This window comes from Pseudoalteromonas sp. SG43-4, from assembly GCF_014164325.1.
Taxonomy (GTDB): domain Bacteria; phylum Pseudomonadota; class Gammaproteobacteria; order Enterobacterales; family Alteromonadaceae; genus Pseudoalteromonas; species Pseudoalteromonas distincta.
The window spans coordinates 1-18,999 of the sequence record NZ_JACJFB010000028.1; the positions used below are offsets into that span (position 1 = coordinate 1).

Annotated in this window: 16 protein-coding genes and 1 tRNA gene; 5 read left to right on the top strand and 12 right to left on the bottom strand. The window is 38.6% G+C overall.

Going from position 1 to position 18,999, the window contains the following annotated elements; genetic code table 11:
• The 8 genes from tolA to H5160_RS18890 form a co-directional block, all read right to left on the bottom strand.
• A partial coding sequence (tolA, locus tag H5160_RS18855) for a cell envelope integrity protein TolA (RefSeq protein ID WP_182738343.1) occupies positions 1–449 on the bottom strand: 449 nt, incomplete at its 3' end.
• Between the two features lie 4 nt (positions 450–453).
• Positions 454–882: a protein TolR gene (gene tolR / locus H5160_RS18860; protein ID WP_002960641.1), complete on the bottom strand. Its 429-nt coding sequence runs from the start codon at positions 880–882 to the stop codon at positions 454–456.
• Positions 869–1,573, bottom strand: coding sequence for a protein TolQ (gene tolQ, locus H5160_RS18865; protein WP_002960643.1), 705 nt, complete (start codon positions 1,571–1,573; stop codon positions 869–871). The genes tolR and tolQ overlap by 14 nt, the downstream gene beginning before the upstream one ends.
• A gap of 964 nt (positions 1,574–2,537) precedes the next feature.
• Positions 2,538–3,545, bottom strand: a complete 1,008-nt coding sequence (gene ruvB, locus H5160_RS18870) for a Holliday junction branch migration DNA helicase RuvB (RefSeq protein WP_002960645.1) — start codon at positions 3,543–3,545, stop codon at positions 2,538–2,540.
• 7 nt (positions 3,546–3,552) lie between these two features.
• Positions 3,553–4,170: a Holliday junction branch migration protein RuvA gene (gene ruvA / locus H5160_RS18875; RefSeq protein ID WP_002960647.1), complete on the bottom strand. Its 618-nt coding sequence runs from the start codon at positions 4,168–4,170 to the stop codon at positions 3,553–3,555.
• Positions 4,171–4,172: 2 nt separating this feature from the next.
• Complete coding sequence (ruvC, locus tag H5160_RS18880) at positions 4,173–4,697, bottom strand: crossover junction endodeoxyribonuclease RuvC (RefSeq protein WP_002960649.1); 525 nt, start codon at positions 4,695–4,697, stop codon at positions 4,173–4,175.
• 130 nt (positions 4,698–4,827) lie between these two features.
• Positions 4,828–7,329, bottom strand: coding sequence for an ABC transporter permease (locus tag H5160_RS18885; protein ID WP_182738345.1), 2,502 nt, complete (start codon positions 7,327–7,329; stop codon positions 4,828–4,830).
• Positions 7,319–8,032, bottom strand: a complete 714-nt coding sequence (locus H5160_RS18890) for an ABC transporter ATP-binding protein (RefSeq protein WP_154903889.1) — start codon at positions 8,030–8,032, stop codon at positions 7,319–7,321. Before H5160_RS18890 ends, H5160_RS18885 begins: the two co-directional genes overlap by 11 nt.
• On the opposite strand from H5160_RS18890, the gene H5160_RS18895 reads away from it, so the two are divergent.
• Complete coding sequence (locus H5160_RS18895) at positions 8,033–8,656, top strand: arylesterase (RefSeq protein WP_182738346.1); 624 nt, start codon at positions 8,033–8,035, stop codon at positions 8,654–8,656.
• A gap of 111 nt (positions 8,657–8,767) precedes the next feature.
• Positions 8,768–8,844 (top strand) — tRNA-Pro (locus tag H5160_RS18900).
• Between the two features lie 439 nt (positions 8,845–9,283).
• On the opposite strand, the gene H5160_RS18905 is transcribed toward H5160_RS18900, so the two are convergent.
• Together H5160_RS18905 and H5160_RS18910 are read right to left on the bottom strand one after the other, a co-directional pair.
• Complete coding sequence (locus H5160_RS18905; protein ID WP_002960658.1) at positions 9,284–9,532, bottom strand: hypothetical protein; 249 nt, start codon at positions 9,530–9,532, stop codon at positions 9,284–9,286.
• A gap of 92 nt (positions 9,533–9,624) precedes the next feature.
• Entirely contained in the window at positions 9,625–11,262 is a 1,638-nt protein-coding gene (locus tag H5160_RS18910; RefSeq protein ID WP_182738348.1) for a cyanophycinase, read from the bottom strand.
• Positions 11,263–11,524: 262 nt separating this feature from the next.
• Here H5160_RS18910 and H5160_RS18915 point away from each other — a divergent pair, with 262 nt between their 5' ends.
• The 3 genes from H5160_RS18915 to H5160_RS18925 all read left to right on the top strand — a co-directional run bounded on the left by H5160_RS18915 (position 11,525) and on the right by H5160_RS18925 (position 13,525).
• Complete coding sequence (locus H5160_RS18915) at positions 11,525–12,112, top strand: hypothetical protein (RefSeq protein ID WP_024596834.1); 588 nt, start codon at positions 11,525–11,527, stop codon at positions 12,110–12,112.
• A 98-nt stretch (positions 12,113–12,210) separates the two neighbouring features.
• Positions 12,211–13,125, top strand: a complete 915-nt coding sequence (locus tag H5160_RS18920; protein WP_182738350.1) for a zinc dependent phospholipase C family protein — start codon at positions 12,211–12,213, stop codon at positions 13,123–13,125.
• A 1-nt stretch (position 13,126) separates the two neighbouring features.
• Positions 13,127–13,525 carry a hypothetical protein gene (locus tag H5160_RS18925; RefSeq protein WP_002960664.1) on the top strand — a complete coding sequence of 133 codons (399 nt, stop codon included), beginning with the start codon at positions 13,127–13,129 and terminating at the stop codon, positions 13,523–13,525.
• A 23-nt stretch (positions 13,526–13,548) separates the two neighbouring features.
• Here H5160_RS18925 and H5160_RS18930 read toward each other — a convergent pair whose 3' ends face one another.
• Both H5160_RS18930 and H5160_RS18935 read right to left on the bottom strand, forming a co-directional pair.
• A complete protein-coding gene (locus H5160_RS18930) occupies positions 13,549–15,819 on the bottom strand; it encodes an EAL domain-containing protein (protein WP_182738352.1) in 2,271 nt (756 codons plus the stop codon).
• Positions 15,820–15,945: 126 nt separating this feature from the next.
• Positions 15,946–18,795, bottom strand: coding sequence for a UvrD-helicase domain-containing protein (locus H5160_RS18935; RefSeq protein WP_182738354.1), 2,850 nt, complete (start codon positions 18,793–18,795; stop codon positions 15,946–15,948).
• Positions 18,796–18,999: the final 204 nt, after the last annotated feature.

Sequence of the window (18,999 nt, forward strand, 5' to 3'; positions counted from 1 at the left end):
GCTGCGTTTTCAGCTTCTTGCTTTTGCTTTTCGGCTTGCTTAGCTTTAGCACGCTCTTTTTGCTCAATGGCACGTGCTTTTTTAGCTTCTGCCTCGGCTTGCGCTTTTTCTTTCTCTTTAGCTTTACGCTCTTGCTCTAGCTTTTTAATATTACGTGCTTCTGATTCACGTTGCTTGCGTGCATTGGCCGCTCTGCGTTCTAAATCACGGATACGTTTATCTTCAGCACTTTTTTTATCTTTTTCTTTCTTTTGAAGTTCAGCAATTTTTTGCTCAACTTGTTTTTGATCAACTGTAACGGCTGATACCGCTTTATCTGGCGTAGGTATAGCCGAATTAAGCGTTACTTCCATTACTTTAGGTGTTGGCGGATGAATATTTGCAGAAGCATACAAAAATCCACCAATCCCTAAATGAAGTACTATTGATTTTACTACTGAACTATTCATACAGCTACTTCCCCTCAAAGGATTCAGTCATTAATCCTACTGATGGTACGCCTGCATTTTTCAAAAAATCCATTAGTAATAATACTTCTTGATACGACACCTTACCCGAGCCTTTAATCATTACCGGCACGTCAGGGTTTTTCATTAGCTGTAATTTTATAACCGCAGCCACATCAAGTGCTTCCATAGGCTCTTCTGGATCAGTACCTACACTCACGTAATATTTACCTTGTGCATCTATTGAGGCAATAATAGGCGGAGTATCTTTAGTATCAACTAAATCAGACTCTTCCATTTTAGGTAAATCAACTTTTACACCATGCGTAATAAGCGGTGCTGTAGCCATAAATATTATAAGTAGTACCAACATTACATCAATGTAAGGTACTACATTAATCTCTGCGACCGGACGGCGCTTTTTACGCTGATACATTCGCTTGTGCCTCTATTTGTGTAGCTGCTTGACGGTGTAAAATATTAGCAAACTCTTCCATAAAGTTAATATAGTGAGACTCAAGCTTTTCAACACTGTTTGAAAAACGGTTATAAGCAATAACAGCAGGGATCGCCGCAAATAAACCCATAGCAGTCGCAATAAGTGCCTCTGCAATACCTGGTGCTACCATTTGTAATGTAGCTTGCTTAACTTCACCTAGTGCTATAAAGGCATTCATTATACCCCACACTGTACCAAACAAACCGATGTACGGACTTATAGAACCTACTGTTGCTAAAAACGATAGACTAGATTCCATTTTTTCAATTTCACGAGAAAGCGCAACACGCATAGAGCGGTGCGTTCCTTCCATAACAATACTCGCACTTTGAAATGTATTCTTTTTATGACGAGCAAACTCTTTAAAGCCCGAAGTAAACAAAGCTTCAATGCCTTGAGACTGACCGCTGCGTGACGATATCTCGTTATATAATTTGCTTAAATCAATACCCGACCAAAACTTTTGCTCAAATTTCTTAGCATTTATTAGCGCATCCGATATTGCTTTTTTACGTTGAAATATAATTGTCCACGACATTACAGACATGGCAACTAGCCCTAACATTACTAATTGAACAAGCAAACTTGCTTCTAAAATTAGATCTAAAAAATTAAGCCCTGATCCCACGTTAAACTCCTAAATAATTTCAAAATACGGCAAATTGGTTAATTTGTGTAAATATGACCGCTTACACGGCCAAAAGTTGCATCTAGTGTATCTAGTCCATTTCAAGCTGACAACGGTATTGCTATGAATAGGCAACAAAAAACGTTAAAAAAACAGCTTTAGTTAGCATTTCCCTTTGCCTCAGTATTTTATTTAAACTTTAAAACAAACTCGCTAACTATAAATATGCGTAAATATATACATGAAACGTCATAAAATGCGCCGTTTATTCAAAATAAGAGCATAAACACTCAAAACCTATAAGCCTCACCTCCACGTAATAGTAAAACTAATACCGAGCTATAACGAAATAAATTACTTAAGTTATAAATTTCATGAGCTTATAAATTTAACGATTAATTAACGCACAAGATTCAAACAACAATAAAATTCACTAAATTAGTTTTTCTAATCTGAAAATACAAATTTTCTAGTTTGAACAAAAAAGTAAACTTACGTATTATTCCCCCATACCGAGCTAGCGCACTGAATGAGATAGTTTCATTAAGCCAAGTTCTTAGTAATAGGATATTTTATCGTATTACATTGTTTTACTCTTTCTGGATAAAACCAAATTTAGTAAAACGTAGTTCCCCTGGATTACTTCCTTCAACTTGTTGTTTGCCCGCATTTTTTGCGGGCTTTTTTTTGCCTGCAATTTAGTGCGCTACATATTTTATTTATAAACTAATAATTGCCCTACCTAATTTACAATAAGTAATTCGCTTACTAGTTTGAATGGTACGCAGGATAGCCTCGCGAGTCTTAACGCCCTGTGAATTAACAGTTAACTATAAAGCGTATTAGTATTTTGAAATAACATTTGCAACAGTGTGTTGAGGTTTTGAGTATAATAATTTGAAACAAAGGGATACTGAAACAATTACCTGCTGCGCTATAAACCACAGCAAGTAAAGTATATAGGCTAGTCTTTTTTAGGAAGTAAACCAAAGTGATGGTATGCACTGTCAGACACTATGCGCCCGCGTGGAGTACGCTGAATAAATCCTTGCTGGATTAAAAATGGCTCTATTACATCTTCTATTGTTTCGCGCTCTTCACCAATAGCAGCCGCTACATTGTCGAGCCCTACTGGGCCGCCCATAAATTTTTCGATTATGGCGAGTAAATATTTGCGGTCCATATAATCAAAACCACTTTTATCTACGTCAATCATATCAAGGGCTTGCTTAGCTACATCGGCGTTTACTGTGCCGTCAGATTTTACTTGAGTGTAATCGCGTACACGGCGCAATAAGCGGTTTGCAATACGTGGTGTGCCGCGCGAGCGCTGGGCAATTTCGGTAGCGCCATCGTCACACATTTCTAAACCAAGATAATGTGCAGAGCGCCCTACTATGTGCGATAAATCTTCTACAGAATAAAACTCTAATCGCTGCACAATTCCAAAACGGTCACGCAGTGGCGATGTAAGCGAGCCTGCTCGTGTGGTTGCACCAATGAGTGTAAATGCAGGTAAGTCTAATTTAATAGAACGCGCAGCTGGGCCTTCACCAATCATTATATCAAGCTGGTAGTCTTCCATTGCGGGATACAGTATTTCTTCAACTTGCGGGCTTAGCCTGTGTATTTCATCGATAAACAGTACATCGCCCTCTTCTAAATTAGTAAGTAGAGCAGCTAAATCGCCTGCTTTTTCAAGTACAGGGCCTGATGTTGTTTTAATACTTACGTGTAACTCATTGGCTACAATATTTGCAAGCGTGGTTTTACCAAGCCCAGGTGGGCCAAATATTAATAAATGATCAAGCGCTTCACCACGGGTTCGGGCAGCTTCAATAAAAATTTCCATTTGCTGCTTAACATGAGGCTGGCCTCTGTAGTCGGCTAAAAGTTTTGGTCTTATTGCACGATCTATAGAGTCTTCATTTGTTTTTTCAGTCGCATCAATTAAGCGATCCGCTTCAATCATGGGTTACTCACAACATAGATTTTAAAGATTCTCTAATAAGAACCTCAGTAGACATATCGGGTTTACTTATCGATTTTACTGCTTTTTGAGCTTGTGGCAATTTATAACCTAATGCAAGCAGTGCCGATACGGCATCATCCGCTGCATTATTAGCAATTGTCGCATCGCTCATTGGCTCTATTACTGCGCTGTCACTAAATGGCGTAAATAAATCATTGCCCCAATCTTTTAGTCTGTCTTTCATTTCGAGTACTAAACGCTCGGCTGTTTTTTTACCTACACCGGGTAATTTAACAAGCGATGTTGAGTCTTCGTTATTTACACAACTTACAAATTGTTTTGCCGACATGCCCGATAAAATAGCTAAGCCAAGTTTTGGCCCTACGCCATTTGCTTTTAATAGCTCTCTAAACAAGGCACGTTCAACTTTATTATTAAAACCAAATAATAGTTGAGCATCTTCACGCACTACAAAGTGAGTGTAAACAATCGCATTTTCACCAATTTTTGGTAAATCGTAAAAACAGGTCATCGGCATTTGTACTTCGTAACCTACACCACTTACTTCGAGTAATATTTCTGGTGGCTGTTTTTCGACTAAAATACCATTTAAGCGGCCTATCATAATTATTTCCTTAAACGTCCTCTAACGGTTTTGCTTGCGCTGCCCGCTAGTTTAATTAAATTTTGTTCTGAGTGGGCGTGGCAAATCGCAATAGCGAGTGCATCAGCTGCATCGGCCTGTGGCGTACCGGGTAGTTTTAAAATATTTTTTACCATGTGTTGCACTTGTGTTTTATCTGCGCCACCGTTGCCTACTACTGCTTGCTTAATTTGCCTAGCTGAGTATTCAAATACGGGTAAGTCGGCCATTGCAGCGCCAACAATCGCAGCGCCTCTAGCTTGGCCTAGTTTTAAAGCTGAATCGGGGTTGTGCGCCATAAATACTTTTTCAATGGCAAAGGTTTCTGGCGAAAACTGCTCAATAAGCTGTGTAATGCCTTGGTAGATCATTTTAAGCCTAACCGGAAAAGGATGATCGGCTAACTTAATACAGCCACTGCCTAAGTATGTAAATTTAGAACCTTGATGGGCAACAACACCATATCCGGTCAAACGTGAACCAGGATCGATCCCTAAAATGATGGCCAAACAGCGCTCCATTGTTATTATTTTTAAATTACGCTAATAATGCCAGAGCACTGTATAAATTACCAGTACAAAGAAAAACAAAAATGCCCACGTACTAGGTGGGCATTTACAGGAGCATGTTAGTTTAAGCTTACCCTAGGGCACGCACTAATCCTTGGGTATTTTGTTTAAGTGTTCGGGCAATCATTAAATAGCCTAAACCAGCCACAAATACGCCGCCAGCTACCGGACCTATAATCCATATATGTGGGTGTAACTTACCTGCTAAATCAAACATTTGTTGCTGCACAATCAAAAGCGCTATATCACTAAAAAATGCAGCCACTAAACCAGCTAAACCGCCTAGTAATAAAAACTCATACAGGGTCGCGTTTTTAATTAATCGGCTTTTAGCCCCAAGCGTTCGCAGTATTACAATTTCTTGCATACGCTCACCTAAACTAGCTTGCACTTGCGATATAAGTACAAGCGCGCCACACAGCACAACAATTGCAAGTACAAAGCCAATGGCGAGCGATACTTGCGAAATAGTAGTTTGTATTTGCTTAACAAAGTTATCAATATCAATGGCTGTAATAGTAGGGTAAGTACGTAATAACTGGCTAAAGTCACGTTTTTGATCTGGATTTATACGTACCGACGAAATATATGTTGCGGGAAAATCTGCAAGTACATCAGGGCTTAAAATAATAAAAAAGTTAGGTTTAAGCGTGGCCCAATTTACTTTGCGCACACTGGTGATTTTAGCGTCGAACGACTGCGAACCAATTAAAAATGTAAGCGTATCGCCTATCTCAACATCTAATCGCTCAAGCATCGACTCCTCTACTGAAGCCTCAGCCATCGCATTTTCACCAAACCACGTGCCTTGTGTTACTTCATTTTGGTCAGGCACATCTTTAAGCCATGTAAGGTTTAGCTCACGACCAATACCTGCACGTGCTTCTTCGTCTTTTTTCTCGTTGTCTTGCAGCGATACAGAACGTGCTACCAACTCGCCGTTTACCGCATTTACGCGCCCACGAATAGTGGGATAAAACTCTGATACCTGAATATCTTTTTGAGCTAAATATTCATTAATTGGCTCAAGCTCATTTTGCGTAATATTAACCAAAAACGCATTAGGCGCGTCGCTTGGAAGTTGCGACTGCCAATCAGATATCATGTCGTTTTTAAGTACCACTAAAAACAGCAGTAATTTAATTGCTAACGAAAAACTAATTAACTGTACCGCGTTCACATTTGCACGCTTTTGGATAGATGCAATTGCAAGCGACCAACTATTACCTGGCTTTAATCCTAGCTTTCGACCACCACCAAATATTAATTTAGATACTAAAAACAGCACACCAATTAGCGCAAGTGTTGATATAAACAAAATAAGCGTTATTTTTATGTTGTTACTAAATAACCACATTAATAAAAACACAGTTAGCGCACTCATACCTAAATGCACACGACTTACAGCCAACTTGTCACCTAAGTTACGGCGCAGTACTCTAAGCGGTGGAATATCAAATAAATCAAATAACGGTTTAATAGAAAACATAACGGCACAAATTACGCCGGTGCTTATAGCCACCAGCCAAGGTTTAAAGCCACCTAAAGGCAGCTCTGTGCCCATACTTTTTGATAAGTAACTTGTTGCTATTTCTTGCAAGCCATAACCAATTAACAGCCCAATACTTACCGCCATTGCACATACAAGCAATAAATGGAGCATATATATTTTGCGGATCATTGAACGGCTACCGCCTAGCGTTTTCATCATCGCTACTGGGTCGTATTGGCGTTCACAATAACGTTTTGCTGAAACAGCTATAGCCACTGCGGCTAAAATAATACCTAATAAGCCGGCTAGTAATAAAAAGCTCTCTGCGCGGTTTAAGCTGTTTGAAATGGGTGATTGGCGGTCTTTAACGCCATACCATTGTTGGTTTTCTTTCATTTGTGGTTTAAGCCACTCGTAAAAGCTATTTATATCGGCCTCACTACCTGCATAAAGTTGGCGATAATAAACACGACTACCCGGCTGCACAACTTCGGTTTTTGCCACATCGTCAATATTAATAAGCACACGACGGCTACTTGAAAATACATTAAATGGCGCGTCTGGCTCTTCTACAATAACTTTTGAAACATTAAATAATGCCGCGCCAAGCTCTACTTGCGCGCCTATATCAATATTTAAACTGTAAAATACCGACTCACTTAGCCACACATTACCCGGCGTTGGCCCGCTATTAGCAACTTTAGTTTCACCGGTTAGGGTATCTTTAACTTTTAACTGCCCTTTTAGCGGGTACGCATTAGATGCCGCTTTTACTGAGCTAAACTGCATCTCATCATCGGCAAACAACATAGTGTCGAAATACACCATTTGCGCCGTTTTTAAATTTTGGCTATGTGCTTGAGTAATAAAAGCGGTGTCCAGAACATGGTCGCTTGCAAGTACACGGTCTGCTGCAATAAAAGCACTGCTTTTTTGCGCAATACTTTGCCCTATTCGCTCAGTAACCATCGACAGTGTAAGCACGGTTAAAACAGCAAGGGCGATAGCTGCGCTTATAACCGTGAGCTCACCACGGCGAAATTCTCGTGAAAATAACTTAAGCGCTAACTTAACCCACATTAGCAACGTCCTCTACTTGGCTTTTTACCAGTAAACCCGCTTCTATTTGAATAATGTGCTCACATTTTTGTGCAAGCCCTTCATCGTGAGTTACCAAAATAAGCGTAGTGCCGTGTTGCGTGTTTAAATCAAATAATAAGGATTCAATCATTTTACCGTTTTTGCTGTCTAAGTTAGCCGAAGGCTCATCAGCAAATAGTATTTTAGGTGTACCAATAAATGCTCGCGCAATAGCGACACGTTGCTGTTCACCGCCAGAGAGTTGCGACGGGTAATGATCAATTCGATGGCTCAAGCCTACTTTTTCAAGCAAAGCAATTGCTTGCTCTTTCGCATCACTTTCGCCAGCAAGCTCTGCTGGTAGCATAACGTTTTCAAGTGCCGTTAAGCTTTGTACTAACATAAACGATTGAAACACAAATCCAATTTTAGCCGCGCGCAGTGCAGCACGCTCTTCTTCATCTAAATTGTGTAATGGTTCACCATCTAAAAATATTTCGCCGCTGCTTGCGGTATCCAGCCCCGCTAATAAACTGAGTAACGTTGATTTACCAGAGCCCGACGTGCCAACAATAGCAACAGACTCACCATGCTTGACATTAAAGCTGATGTCGCTGAGGATGGGCAGCTCACCTTCAAAGGTAGAAACTATTTTAGACAAACCATTAACCTGAATTATATTTAATTGAGAAAGCGCTGACATATGACTCATTCAATCCTTCGTTTAGTATTCATTTTATTTTTAGTTATCAAACCGCTGAGCGCAGCAGCCGAAAACACGATTTTAATACTCGGTGACAGTTTAAGCGCAGCCTACGGACTTCAACAAGAGCAAGGCTGGGTAAAATTGTTACAAGATAAATACGATGACGAACAAGCCGACATTGAACTTATCAACGCCAGTATTAGTGGCGAAACATCTGGTGGAGCCCTACGCCGTTTAGATGCATTGCTTGAGCAATACGAACCCACTCATGTACTTATTGAGCTAGGTGCTAATGACGGTTTACGTGGTTTCCCAGTTAAAAAAATGCAAACTAACTTAACGTCTCTTATTCAAAAAAGCCAAGCAGCTAATGCGATGACCGCCTTAATGGAGATTTACATTCCCCCTAATTACGGCCCGCGTTACAGTAAAATGTTTACTGACACTTTTTCGCGCGTTAGCGAAGAGACAAATGCGCATTTAATGAACTTTTTTATGCTAGATATTGCCAGCCAATCTGATCTAATGCAAAACGATAGTTTACACCCTAACAAAAAAGCTCAGCCATTAATACGAGATGAGATGTATGACTCGATCAAAAAGTGGCTAAATAAAGACTAGCTAATTAATACACCGCAAGGGCGCCTTTTTAGGCCTCTTGCGTAATAAACACCCAAACAAACAATCGCTTATTGATTTTTAAAAAAATACACGTACTATTGCAAACAACGTCGGTATGTAGCGCAGCTTGGTAGCGCACTGTCATGGGGTGGCAGGGGTCGAGAGTTCGAATCTCTCCATACCGACCATTAATACCAATCCGCAATAATACTTAATCATTTTGCGGGGCTAAACGTGTCGCTACCTGTGTTAAAAAATTCTCATTTAGAACAACTAAATAGCGAATTTTTTGCCTAGCTATCAACACGTTTTTCCATCCTAAAAATAGATCACTTAATTAAGCGAATTGGTATAAACCCCTTCTATATCAATAAGTTAAACTTCTCTTCAAAATATAGCCAAAATCCATCTGTTTTGATTCTACAATTTATCCGTAGCACTATCTTATTTAACTAAGCGCACTTAATAAAACTGAGTTTAGCTGGCTAGTTTTGTGGTTTTTGATGGGGGTTGTATTTAATTGTTATTAACTTGAAGTGGCCTTTGTGGAATCTATATGAAGGCATTTGATTTCAATTTATTGAAATTAAAATAAAAAAGCGCTCTAAGCGCTTTTTTATTAAAGTACTAGTGCTTGCGCCCTACACCATTACGTACCATATCTTGCCCTGTTTGGAATACATCTTCTGTAATACTGCGCGCTAAAAGCAGCTTTTGTTGGTCGTCAAACACGGCTACAAAACGACTACCATCACTATTGTTTGTTGCCATACCAACGCCCGAAACACCCTTAAGGCCAAGACCGCCGTTTTCTACATTTAATAAAAAGCTTTCTAATTCGGCTAGACTAGAAATTACATCATTTTCTTTATTCATTTTGACACTCTTTTAGTAAGGCTTTTAAATCATTATGGTGGCTATTTTATATAGAAGAGCCAAAAACTTAAACCCTTGGCTCAGGTTAGTCACTAAATCGACTTTATAGCTAACTCTAAATTGCTTAGCGCACAACCAAACTCTTTTGCATTGATGCGATGATACTGCGTGTCACTCGTTGCTGTAAGGCTAATTATAAACTCGTCTTGTTGGGCTACCGCACTTTGCTCTTGGCTTAAACACATAGCTTGAGTAAGTGAACGCAGTTTTGAATTTGTTAAAATTGAGCCAAAACGCTGCACTGGCAGTGGAGGTATTTTTATAGCGGGTAACGCTTCATCTATTGTGCGTGCGCTTAAGGTAAACGTGTTATTGGTAATTTCAATTACACTGCTTGTAGGCCAGTACGAATAGCTATAGCTCTTACTCTCAGGTTGGACTTTACCTTGGTTAGCCAAATGCACTACACCACTTTTGCCTATTACGGTTATTAAACTACCTTCTGGCGATTTAATAACAACTAAGGCTGTATTTTCATCAATACCAAATCCATGTTGAATCTCTGTTTTAGTATTTTTCACTTCGTTTTTATTTAGCGTTGCTGCAAGCCTAAATGTACGGTTTTGTTCGCTAAATTGAATATCTAGTACACCAAAGTTAAAACTGCCCAGCCCACCAGCATTAGTGTTATTTTCACTTTTACGAAGTGCCTCAAGGCTTGTCGTATTTGTAAGCATGCCCGTCACTTTACTTTGGATTGCAGCACCGGCTCCTTCACCTACAATTACTGGGCGAGTTTGCAATGCTTGCGTCCACGGGTATGGGTTATTGTTTTGATCAAATAATACCTTATGAGTTAATGCTGCATTACCGCTATTAAACATCACACCGGTACTATTTTTAATAAGTGATACAAGTGCATTAGTGCCATTTTTACATAAAGCGTATTCGGCCTTTGTGCGATCGGGATAAATCACTTCACGGTTATACACATTCATTAATGTATTTCTAAGCGCTGGTAATTCATCGCACGAGTTACTCGTAATCGCTTTAGCAAGCGCTGGCGTTAGTGCTAACCATTGAGTGTTTATATTTGATTGTGCCAAAAGACTTTGCGCTACATCTGCCGACTCATAAGGGTCGCGGCTCGAAGCCGTAATAGCAAGCATGGTTGGTTTTGCGTTATTAACTTTTAAACTGCCCGACACAAATTGTAAAATATTATTAGTCGCAACCTCATTATTAAAATCGGTATTTACTTGCTCTTTTACACGCTCACCGTTTTTATTAAGTAGCGGTACTTCTAGCATATCAAATACAAAGTTGTACTCTTGCTGAGTTAGACTTTCTAATTGCTGATTATTTATATCGCGCCACTGCCAGAGTAAATCTGTTTTTGATACGCTATTTGACGATTTACTTTGTATGGTTTTAAGTGTTTTTAATACAGCCGTTTTTGCCTCAACATTATTATTAGGCCAATGCTGCGCGATGTTTTTTATTTGAGAGCTGCTAAGTGTATATAAATTATGTGACTTACCATCAATAACAGCCTCTTTTTGGCAATTATTAAGCTTGGCGCTAGTACAGGTAGTAAGCTCTGACCCCACTAAAATTAAAGTTTGGCTTTGCTCTTGAGCTACTGCATTTATTGAAAAACCGGCACCGAACAATGCCACTACCATACCCAGTAACTTCGGCTGTTGATCACGTAAAAATGCACATATCATAATGTAAACTCTAATATAAATAATAAAACTAATGTGCTGTAGTTTAACAGCTAGCCACTTGCGCCTAAATATATTTTTATAAATGTTAAATAATTCAAGTCTCTGAAAAACGTTCGGGTTAAGCACTGCATTTAAATACATTGTTTAGTTTGCCCCTCTGGCTTTGTAAATATTATCTAAACAAATTTAAACGGAGCATTTATTGACCAATTTCATTGTTTAAATTACGGTGGTGAATTATTTTATGTAACTGGGATGAAATATGGACTTTTCTAATGAAGAGATAAATTTTTTTGCTGAGTTATTTAAGCCCAATACAAAGTCACATGCTCACAACAGTCACGTTTTAACGTTACAAAGTTCAGTACCAGCCAATATTGCTCACTTACTTAGTAGCGCTAATTTAACCCTGCTCGCAGAGGTTGCACACTATCAGTTATGGTTTCCGTTGGACTTGAAAATTGATAGCGCCGGTATAATCAAACCGATTTTAACCGCCCCCGAAGTAATAGACACACAAGGCACACTGCGCAGTTGGCGCTGGAGTGAGCTAAATATTAAAAGCCAAGGGTTTAAAATTGAATCAATATCAAACACGGGGATGTTTTTAAAACCCCTCAGAAAAGGTAACCATTTAAATAAATCACAGCACATGGAATTTATTTTACCTAACAAACAAAGTATTTCGATGGAAATAGAACCCGTAAGGCAAAGCACGCAAGGTATAGCCGCTAAAATAACGCAAATTCATAGCGGTCAAGAGCAACTAAGAGCTTACCTATTTGAAGAACATAAGCGTCAACATGCTAAATTATACGAGAATGGACAATTAGTTGAGCAGCTAATTTAATAGGTGTTTACCCCGCTATACTTGCATTTAGTTGGCTTTATTTAACCCCCTCTCAATGTTAATCTGTACCCTTATTAATAAATCATAAGGATATGACAATGCCAGGTGCTTTTGCGCACATCACTGCTGTTAATATTGCAACGCAAACCAAGTCACTCGCTAAAATGGATATGCCTAAAAAAGCAAAGCTTATTTTAAGCCAACGCCAAGCATACCTTGAACTAGGCTGTGTAGCCCCCGATTATCCTTACTTAGCTGTAGCGCAGCCTGGCCAAAATGCGTGGGCCGACCTAATGCACTATGAGCACACAAGCGATTTACTTAAAGCAATGATTGAATACTGTAAAACACTTGAAGGTGAAGCATTTGAAAAGTGTTTTTCCTGGTTATGCGGTTATATGGCCCATGTTGCTGCAGATATAACAGTGCATCCGGTTGTTGAATTAAAAGTAGGCCCTTACGCGCAAAACCAAACGGCGCACCGTACCTGCGAAATGAATCAAGACGCGTTTATTTGGCAACGTTTAAACTTAGGTGAGTTAGGTTATGCTGACCGCGTGCAACAAAATATTGGATCTTGTACTAACAAAGACGATAATTTTGATACCGATATTGCAAAAATTTGGCGGCATGCTTTATTAACGGTTCACCCAAGCTACGCAGCACAACACGCTCCTAACTTTAATTCATGGCATAACGGTTTTCAGCTTGTAGTAAATAATGTTGAAGAAAGCTATCGATTATTTGCCTGTGCACGCCATGTTGCTGCTAATTTAGGCTTGTTTTATCCTCGCCCAAACGAAGTAGACCCCACTTTTATTGAACATCTAAAAACGCCGCACGAGCCTATGCATTACAACGATATTTTTGACTTTGCCGTTAGTAACATTCAGCACTACATAACCATTATTGCCAATGCCGTATTTTTAGATACTGATTACAGTGCAATTAAAAATTGGAACCTAGATACAGGCTACGATGAACACAACACGATGACGGTATGGAGCCAATAAAATGAAACACTTACTTTATATAAGCCTCATAGTATTACTTAGCGGTTGCTACACTCCTAAAAAAAACAATCCAGAAGTGATGGCCGACTTAGCCTCACAATTAAAAGATATTGCTACAGCCGTTGATGGCACACTAAAATTTAGTGAAACATCCTATTCAACAACTGATGAGTTATTAAAAGCCGCTGTTAATAACGATTTAAGCAAACTTGCACCTTTTGGGGAATACACGCTTATTGTAAACGTACAAGATGATAACGCAGTGCTACTTTTATGTGATGCCAATACTGCTTTAATTGAAGATGCAGGCTGTACTGCTCAATCAGATATACAGCATTGGGGAGCAGGAGTTATTCATCAGTGCGAAATAACTATAAACGCCCAACAGCTCTGTAACTAGGTAATAAAATACCTGCTATACATTTAAAGTTGAGCCGTCATCTCTTTGGGGTTAAACACTAAGCCATGGCGGCTAACATGCTCTGCAAAATTTTCGGCTGACATTGGTTTCGCAAAGTAAAAGCCCTGAAATTCTTTACACCCCATTTGCGCCATTATTGCTACTTGCTCTTGGGTTTCTACTCCTTCGGCTACACACTTAATATCAAGCTCTTCACACATAACGTGCACCGCTTTAACTAAACTTTTTTGACGCGTAGAGCTTGTTACTTGGCTGATTAATGAGCGATCTAACTTGAGCTTGTTAATAGGGTAATCGGCAAGGCGTGCAATATTAGAATACCCCACTCCAAAATCATCAACCGAAATAGTAAAACCCCACGATTGCAGTGTTTGCATAAGCTTTAGCGAATGCGCTTGGTTTGCCTCAAGAGAAGTTTCAGTCAGTTCTAACTCTATTTGAGGTGGCTTTACGTTGAAGTCGGCAAGGTATTTAACCAGTTTTGACATAAAATCGGTTTGGCTAAAATCAATTAGAGATATATTTATTGCCACCGGCACACTCGGTAAACCCGCCTTAGTCCAATTGGAAATTTGAGCGCAGACTTTTTGAATAATCAGATCGGTTAACCTACTGACCATTCTGTATTCTTCGGCAATAGGAATAAATACCACTGGCGACACATTACCTAGTATAGGACTGTTCCAACGCGCTAAAGCTTCAAGCCCTATACATTTACCCGTTGCATCTACTTTAGGTTGATAGTGTACCGACAAATCGCCCTGCTGAAGCGCTTCATCTAATAACATCGAAATTTCGTATTTTTCGATAAAAGCTTGTGATTGTTTTTCGTTATAACCACTTAGAGGCATATTACAGTTTGCAACTTTAAGTGCTTCGCACGCATTGCTAAGTACTGTTGTGCTGTTTTTTCCGTGATCAGGATACTTTGCAAAACCAAATAAAAATGATTGCTGACACTTAGTGCCAAACACATTATAAGTTTTATCTAATGTATTTTTTATTTGCATTAATAGCTTATCTTCAAGCTCGTTTTGCGAGTTTGCGCCAATTATAAAAGCAAGCTTTCCTACTCCTATATGGGCACACAACAACGGCCCATCTGCCATCGCCTTTAAACGCTTGTACGCATTAATAAGTAATGCTTGAGAGTCGGCTTTAGTGAGCTTTAAATTTAAGTATTCACTATTTGCACTTTGGGTAACAACGATAAAAAAACCTTTTTGGTATTTGCTTGTTAATCTGTCGCATTGTAGCTCAAACCATTCTCTATTAGGTAGTTTTGTTTGCGAGTCTCTAAAGCGTAAACGTTTATTTTCTTGTTCCATCATCGATAAATTTTGTTTAATGAGCTGTTCTTGCGTGCAATCGTAAAAGTCGTATACACGGTAGTTAGTACTCATTGTTATTTGTTGGTAGCAGGCTTTAAAATAGCTTTTTTTGTACTTCACAATTTTATTTTGAGCATTAGGGGCGTCAAAAACTAAAGTAGGAAATAAATGAGAAAGGTTAACGCATTCTTCTTTTAATTCTTTTTTTATACCAAACATATCAATAGCGTGTTGATTAAAATCAGTAATGACAAGATTTTCGTCAACAATAATTTTGGCTTTATTTGATTCGGTGAACAGGCTTCGATAAAGCTCATTTTTATCTTTAAGGTGTGTATTAGCGCTTATCATTGTTTTGTTTAAACGCTTAGCAGCCACAATTGTGCGTGCTACAGCAAGGGGAATACAAATGTTAAAAAATAAGAATATTAGCCCTGTAATGTATAAGCTGGCATCGGGAAGTTGCTGAGCAATGCCAGTTAAGCCCGATACATCAACGTTATTGATGATCATATAAAACGGTACAATATTTAATACGCCATAAGCAAGGGCTGTTCTATAACCAAGTAGCATAAGTGCTATTATTGGGCAGGAATACATATACATAGAGCCCACTTTAGCAAGCTCTAGGTCTGTTAAAAATAAGTTCATTGACACGCTAGCAGCTACAATGGCTACTAAAAGTACATGAGCGCTGAAGTGATAAAAACGCTTACTTGCTATAAGCAAACCGCATACAGTCGCAAAAAAACTGCTTGTTAATACAACAATATAAATTAAGTTAAACTCAATAGCGCTTGCGTACGTGTGGCACACCACAGCAAAACATAACACCATTACTAATGATAGAATAATGCGCAGTGCACTTACTCGCCAATTAGCAACCTGATCAGGGGCTGAATAGTGATCGTTTAATAAAAAGAACCTATTGAAAAAATGCATAATAAACAACAGTTAAAGCTCATTCTTCTATTAGACATTGATAACTTGTTAAAATCAATCAAATGAATATAATTTCTATTTACATTGTTCTATAAAATAGACAGGTGTAAACCTGCTCGTTAGCCATTAAACATTCATTTTTCGAGTGTTTTTACAGTTATCCTCTTTAAGCGCGAAACCACTGCACCCTAAAAATTCACCGTGCTTAGATTTACGTTTACGCATTTCGCGACCACACTTTTCACAAATTGGATGCTGCGTTTTACACTCTGTATTCACACATTGTGAATACGTGCTTTTATCAACTGATGGGCTACTACAGCTTTTACACACTCGTAGTTTAGTTACGCAAATCTGCGTATTAGTACAGCTATAATAATCACCATACTGACCCGTTTTTGGCACAATTAATCCGTCGCTGCACGTATTACACTCTCTTTGCTTTAGTTGCGACTTGTTAAACAACGTGGAGCCGATTTGAATAGGATAATCGTCATTTACTAGTTCTTTTACAAACGCTGAGCATGCATAAGGGTCTGCAATTAAATACGCTTTATGTTTTGCGCGCGTAATACCTACATAAAGCAAACGCCTTTCTTCTGAGTGAGTGAATTCATCTTGCACTGGTAATAACGACTCCACCAGGACGTTATTTTGATTATCGCTAGGAAACCCTAATTTACCTTGTTCAAAACCAATAATAATACAGTAATCGGCTTCAAGCCCCTTAGCGCTATGCAATGTCCAAAAATAAAGAGGGTTTGTATGCTTTTTATCTTTTAAATGCTGCTGCACGCTATTTAACATGTATCGGTATCGACTAAGTATGGCAATGCTCGCTGATGCATCGTTTTTTTGAATAGTGCTTATGCTCTGCTGTACTTTTATTTCTATCGATTTAGTGCCTTGGTATAAATCGTCTAACAAAATAACTTGTGGTGTGGTTACTTGCGTATGTGTGCTGATCTGCTTTTTATATTGCTCAGGGTTTTGCATTACAAAGCGCCCCGCTACATCACTAATACTATTGTTATATCTAAATGTTTTTTGCAACATAGTAAGTGAGTGGCTGCCCACTAATTCATTAAAGCGTGTAGTAAGCGCTAAATTACCACCCGAGAACCGATAAATTGCTTGCCAGTCATCACCTACCGCAGTAAAGCGTATTCCTTTGCCATATTTTAATATGGCATTTAAAAAAACCATACGCGCACTTGATATATCTTGAAACTCATCAACTAAAATGTGGCTCCATGGAATATTAAAATCTCCGCTTACTATCGCCTTTGTTGCTTGAATAATCATGTCGTCAAAATCAATGGCATTTTGCGTGCTTAGTTCATTTATATAAGCGTCATGAATTTGCACTAACAAGTTTGCATATTGTTGATAGTTTTTAATACCACTTTGCTTGATGCGCTGCGCTATTTGCTTATTACTTAGTTGCTCCACTCGAATAGCTTGTAAGCATTTTATGTACTTATCAATGCCTTGCTGTAACTGTCCTGAGTTATTTAAAGTATGAAATATTTCGTCGTTACTTAAAGATGTTAATTCAACATTATGCTGCTTTAATTGTTTAGCGAGAGTTTGCTCTAGCTTTCCTTCTACCCAGTTGTAATGAAAGGTTTCGAGTAAAGTGGTGCCATTTTGTTTATGTAACTTACGCTTAAATGCAATTTGCTCGTTATAGTGTTTTTTATCTATATCGGCACGAGTATTCCCTTGCCTATCAATGCCAAAGTGCTCTAAGTAAATATCGTATTGAGGTATATAAAAGTCTGGTTGGTATTGCCCACTTAGCTCTGCGCCTTGATTAAAGTGATAATTCACCTCATAACTGTGCGCCACGCAATTCAAATGTAGCCAGTTTGAAATAAGCACTTCCTGATAACTTTTTACTTTATGACCCGCAAGGCTACGGTATTCGTTATCGCGTACGTATCGCTCGTACTGTGCATTATCTTTAAAGCTAAATATATCAATCGGCTCATGGAGTAAATCTACAAATGTTTTTAAAAACTGTGGCTCGGTTTGTATTTTTTTACTTACCCACCCAGTTAACCAACTATTTAATTGAACTGGGTCGGTTGCAAATTTTGACAATTCGATTGGCTTTTTAGCACTTTGTAATAATTTAAGCCCAAGCGCATGAAACGTTAAAATAGTCGGTGCTTTGGTATGCAATTTTGCATACGTGGCGCGTTTAATAAAGCGCTCTTTAAGCTCATTTGCTGCTGTTTTATTATAGGCCAGCACCAAAATTTGCTCAGGCTTGGCAATATCACACGCTATTAGATCTAACGATTTTGCGACCATCACAGATGTTTTACCTGTGCCTGCTGCCGCTAATACTAGGTTTTTATCGTTATCGCGTATAACCGCTAAGCGCTGCTCTGTTGTTAATGGATTTGACTCTACTTGATTAAAAAAGTCATTTTTAAGAGTTAGCTGTTTTTTTTCATATTTATGGCGCAGCTGTGCGATTGCATCGTGAGTATTGGGTGTGGAGCTCAGTATATTTAAAAATTTAATACTGCTTGGCGATAAGTGTTGTTGCCATGTATTTGTACTTTGAGCGTATTGTTTAGCAAGTAAAAATACTTCGTTATTAAGTATTTTCATGGAACTATCACGTAAAAACTCATCTAAAGCATAACGCTTTAGCAAAGCCTTGGCGTTATTTACTTTTTGCTCAAGCATGGCTGAAAATTGCGTATTAAGGGCGGTATTTAAAGACTTAGCTTGTGCTTTGTTTAAAAAACTAATTGATGTATTGCTACTATCACACAAATTAATTTTGGCGCTAAATAAACGATTTTTAAGTATTGAGTAATTATCAAAGTCTTTAATTAAAAATGTCCGTGCGGGAGCACTTCTAAAATGCACAACAAGGCGCTCTTGTTCAATAGTTACGTGTTTAATACGGGTAAAAAAACGGCCTAGCCAACTTGGAGTAGCAATATACTGCGCCATAATACTCAATATGAAGATATGCTTTGGCTTGATTGTAACATACTCTTTTATATTACATTTAACGCTAAATAGTAGTCATTTATCAAGCAACCTCTTAGCAGGCTGACTTTTAAAACTTAATGTTATCATTTTACTCACAACCATTAACAATTTTAAACATTTACAGATAGTGTGTTGTGTAACAATGCACAAATACACTTAATA

Excerpts from the sequence above, each read along its gene's own strand:
- H5160_RS18890 (WP_154903889.1), bottom strand. The coding sequence starts at position 8,032 with ATGTCAGCGCTTTCTCAATTAAATATAATTCAGGTTAATGGTTTGTCT.
- H5160_RS18915 (WP_024596834.1), top strand. The coding sequence starts at position 11,525 with ATGGACTTTTCTAATGAAGAGATAAATTTTTTTGCTGAGTTATTTAAG.
- ruvA (WP_002960647.1), bottom strand. The coding sequence starts at position 4,170 with ATGATAGGCCGCTTAAATGGTATTTTAGTCGAAAAACAGCCACCAGAA.
- H5160_RS18910 (WP_182738348.1), bottom strand. The coding sequence starts at position 11,262 with ATGATATGTGCATTTTTACGTGATCAACAGCCGAAGTTACTGGGTATG.
- tolR (WP_002960641.1), bottom strand. The coding sequence starts at position 882 with ATGTATCAGCGTAAAAAGCGCCGTCCGGTCGCAGAGATTAATGTAGTA.
- H5160_RS18935 (WP_182738354.1), bottom strand. The coding sequence starts at position 18,795 with ATGGCGCAGTATATTGCTACTCCAAGTTGGCTAGGCCGTTTTTTTACC.
- H5160_RS18905 (WP_002960658.1), bottom strand. The coding sequence starts at position 9,532 with ATGAATAAAGAAAATGATGTAATTTCTAGTCTAGCCGAATTAGAAAGC.
- H5160_RS18885 (WP_182738345.1), bottom strand. The coding sequence starts at position 7,329 with ATGTGGGTTAAGTTAGCGCTTAAGTTATTTTCACGAGAATTTCGCCGT.
- H5160_RS18895 (WP_182738346.1), top strand. The coding sequence starts at position 8,033 with ATGACTCATTCAATCCTTCGTTTAGTATTCATTTTATTTTTAGTTATC.
- H5160_RS18920 (WP_182738350.1), top strand. The coding sequence starts at position 12,211 with ATGCCAGGTGCTTTTGCGCACATCACTGCTGTTAATATTGCAACGCAA.
- ruvB (WP_002960645.1), bottom strand. The coding sequence starts at position 3,545 with ATGATTGAAGCGGATCGCTTAATTGATGCGACTGAAAAAACAAATGAA.
- H5160_RS18925 (WP_002960664.1), top strand. The coding sequence starts at position 13,127 with ATGAAACACTTACTTTATATAAGCCTCATAGTATTACTTAGCGGTTGC.
- H5160_RS18930 (WP_182738352.1), bottom strand. The coding sequence starts at position 15,819 with ATGCATTTTTTCAATAGGTTCTTTTTATTAAACGATCACTATTCAGCC.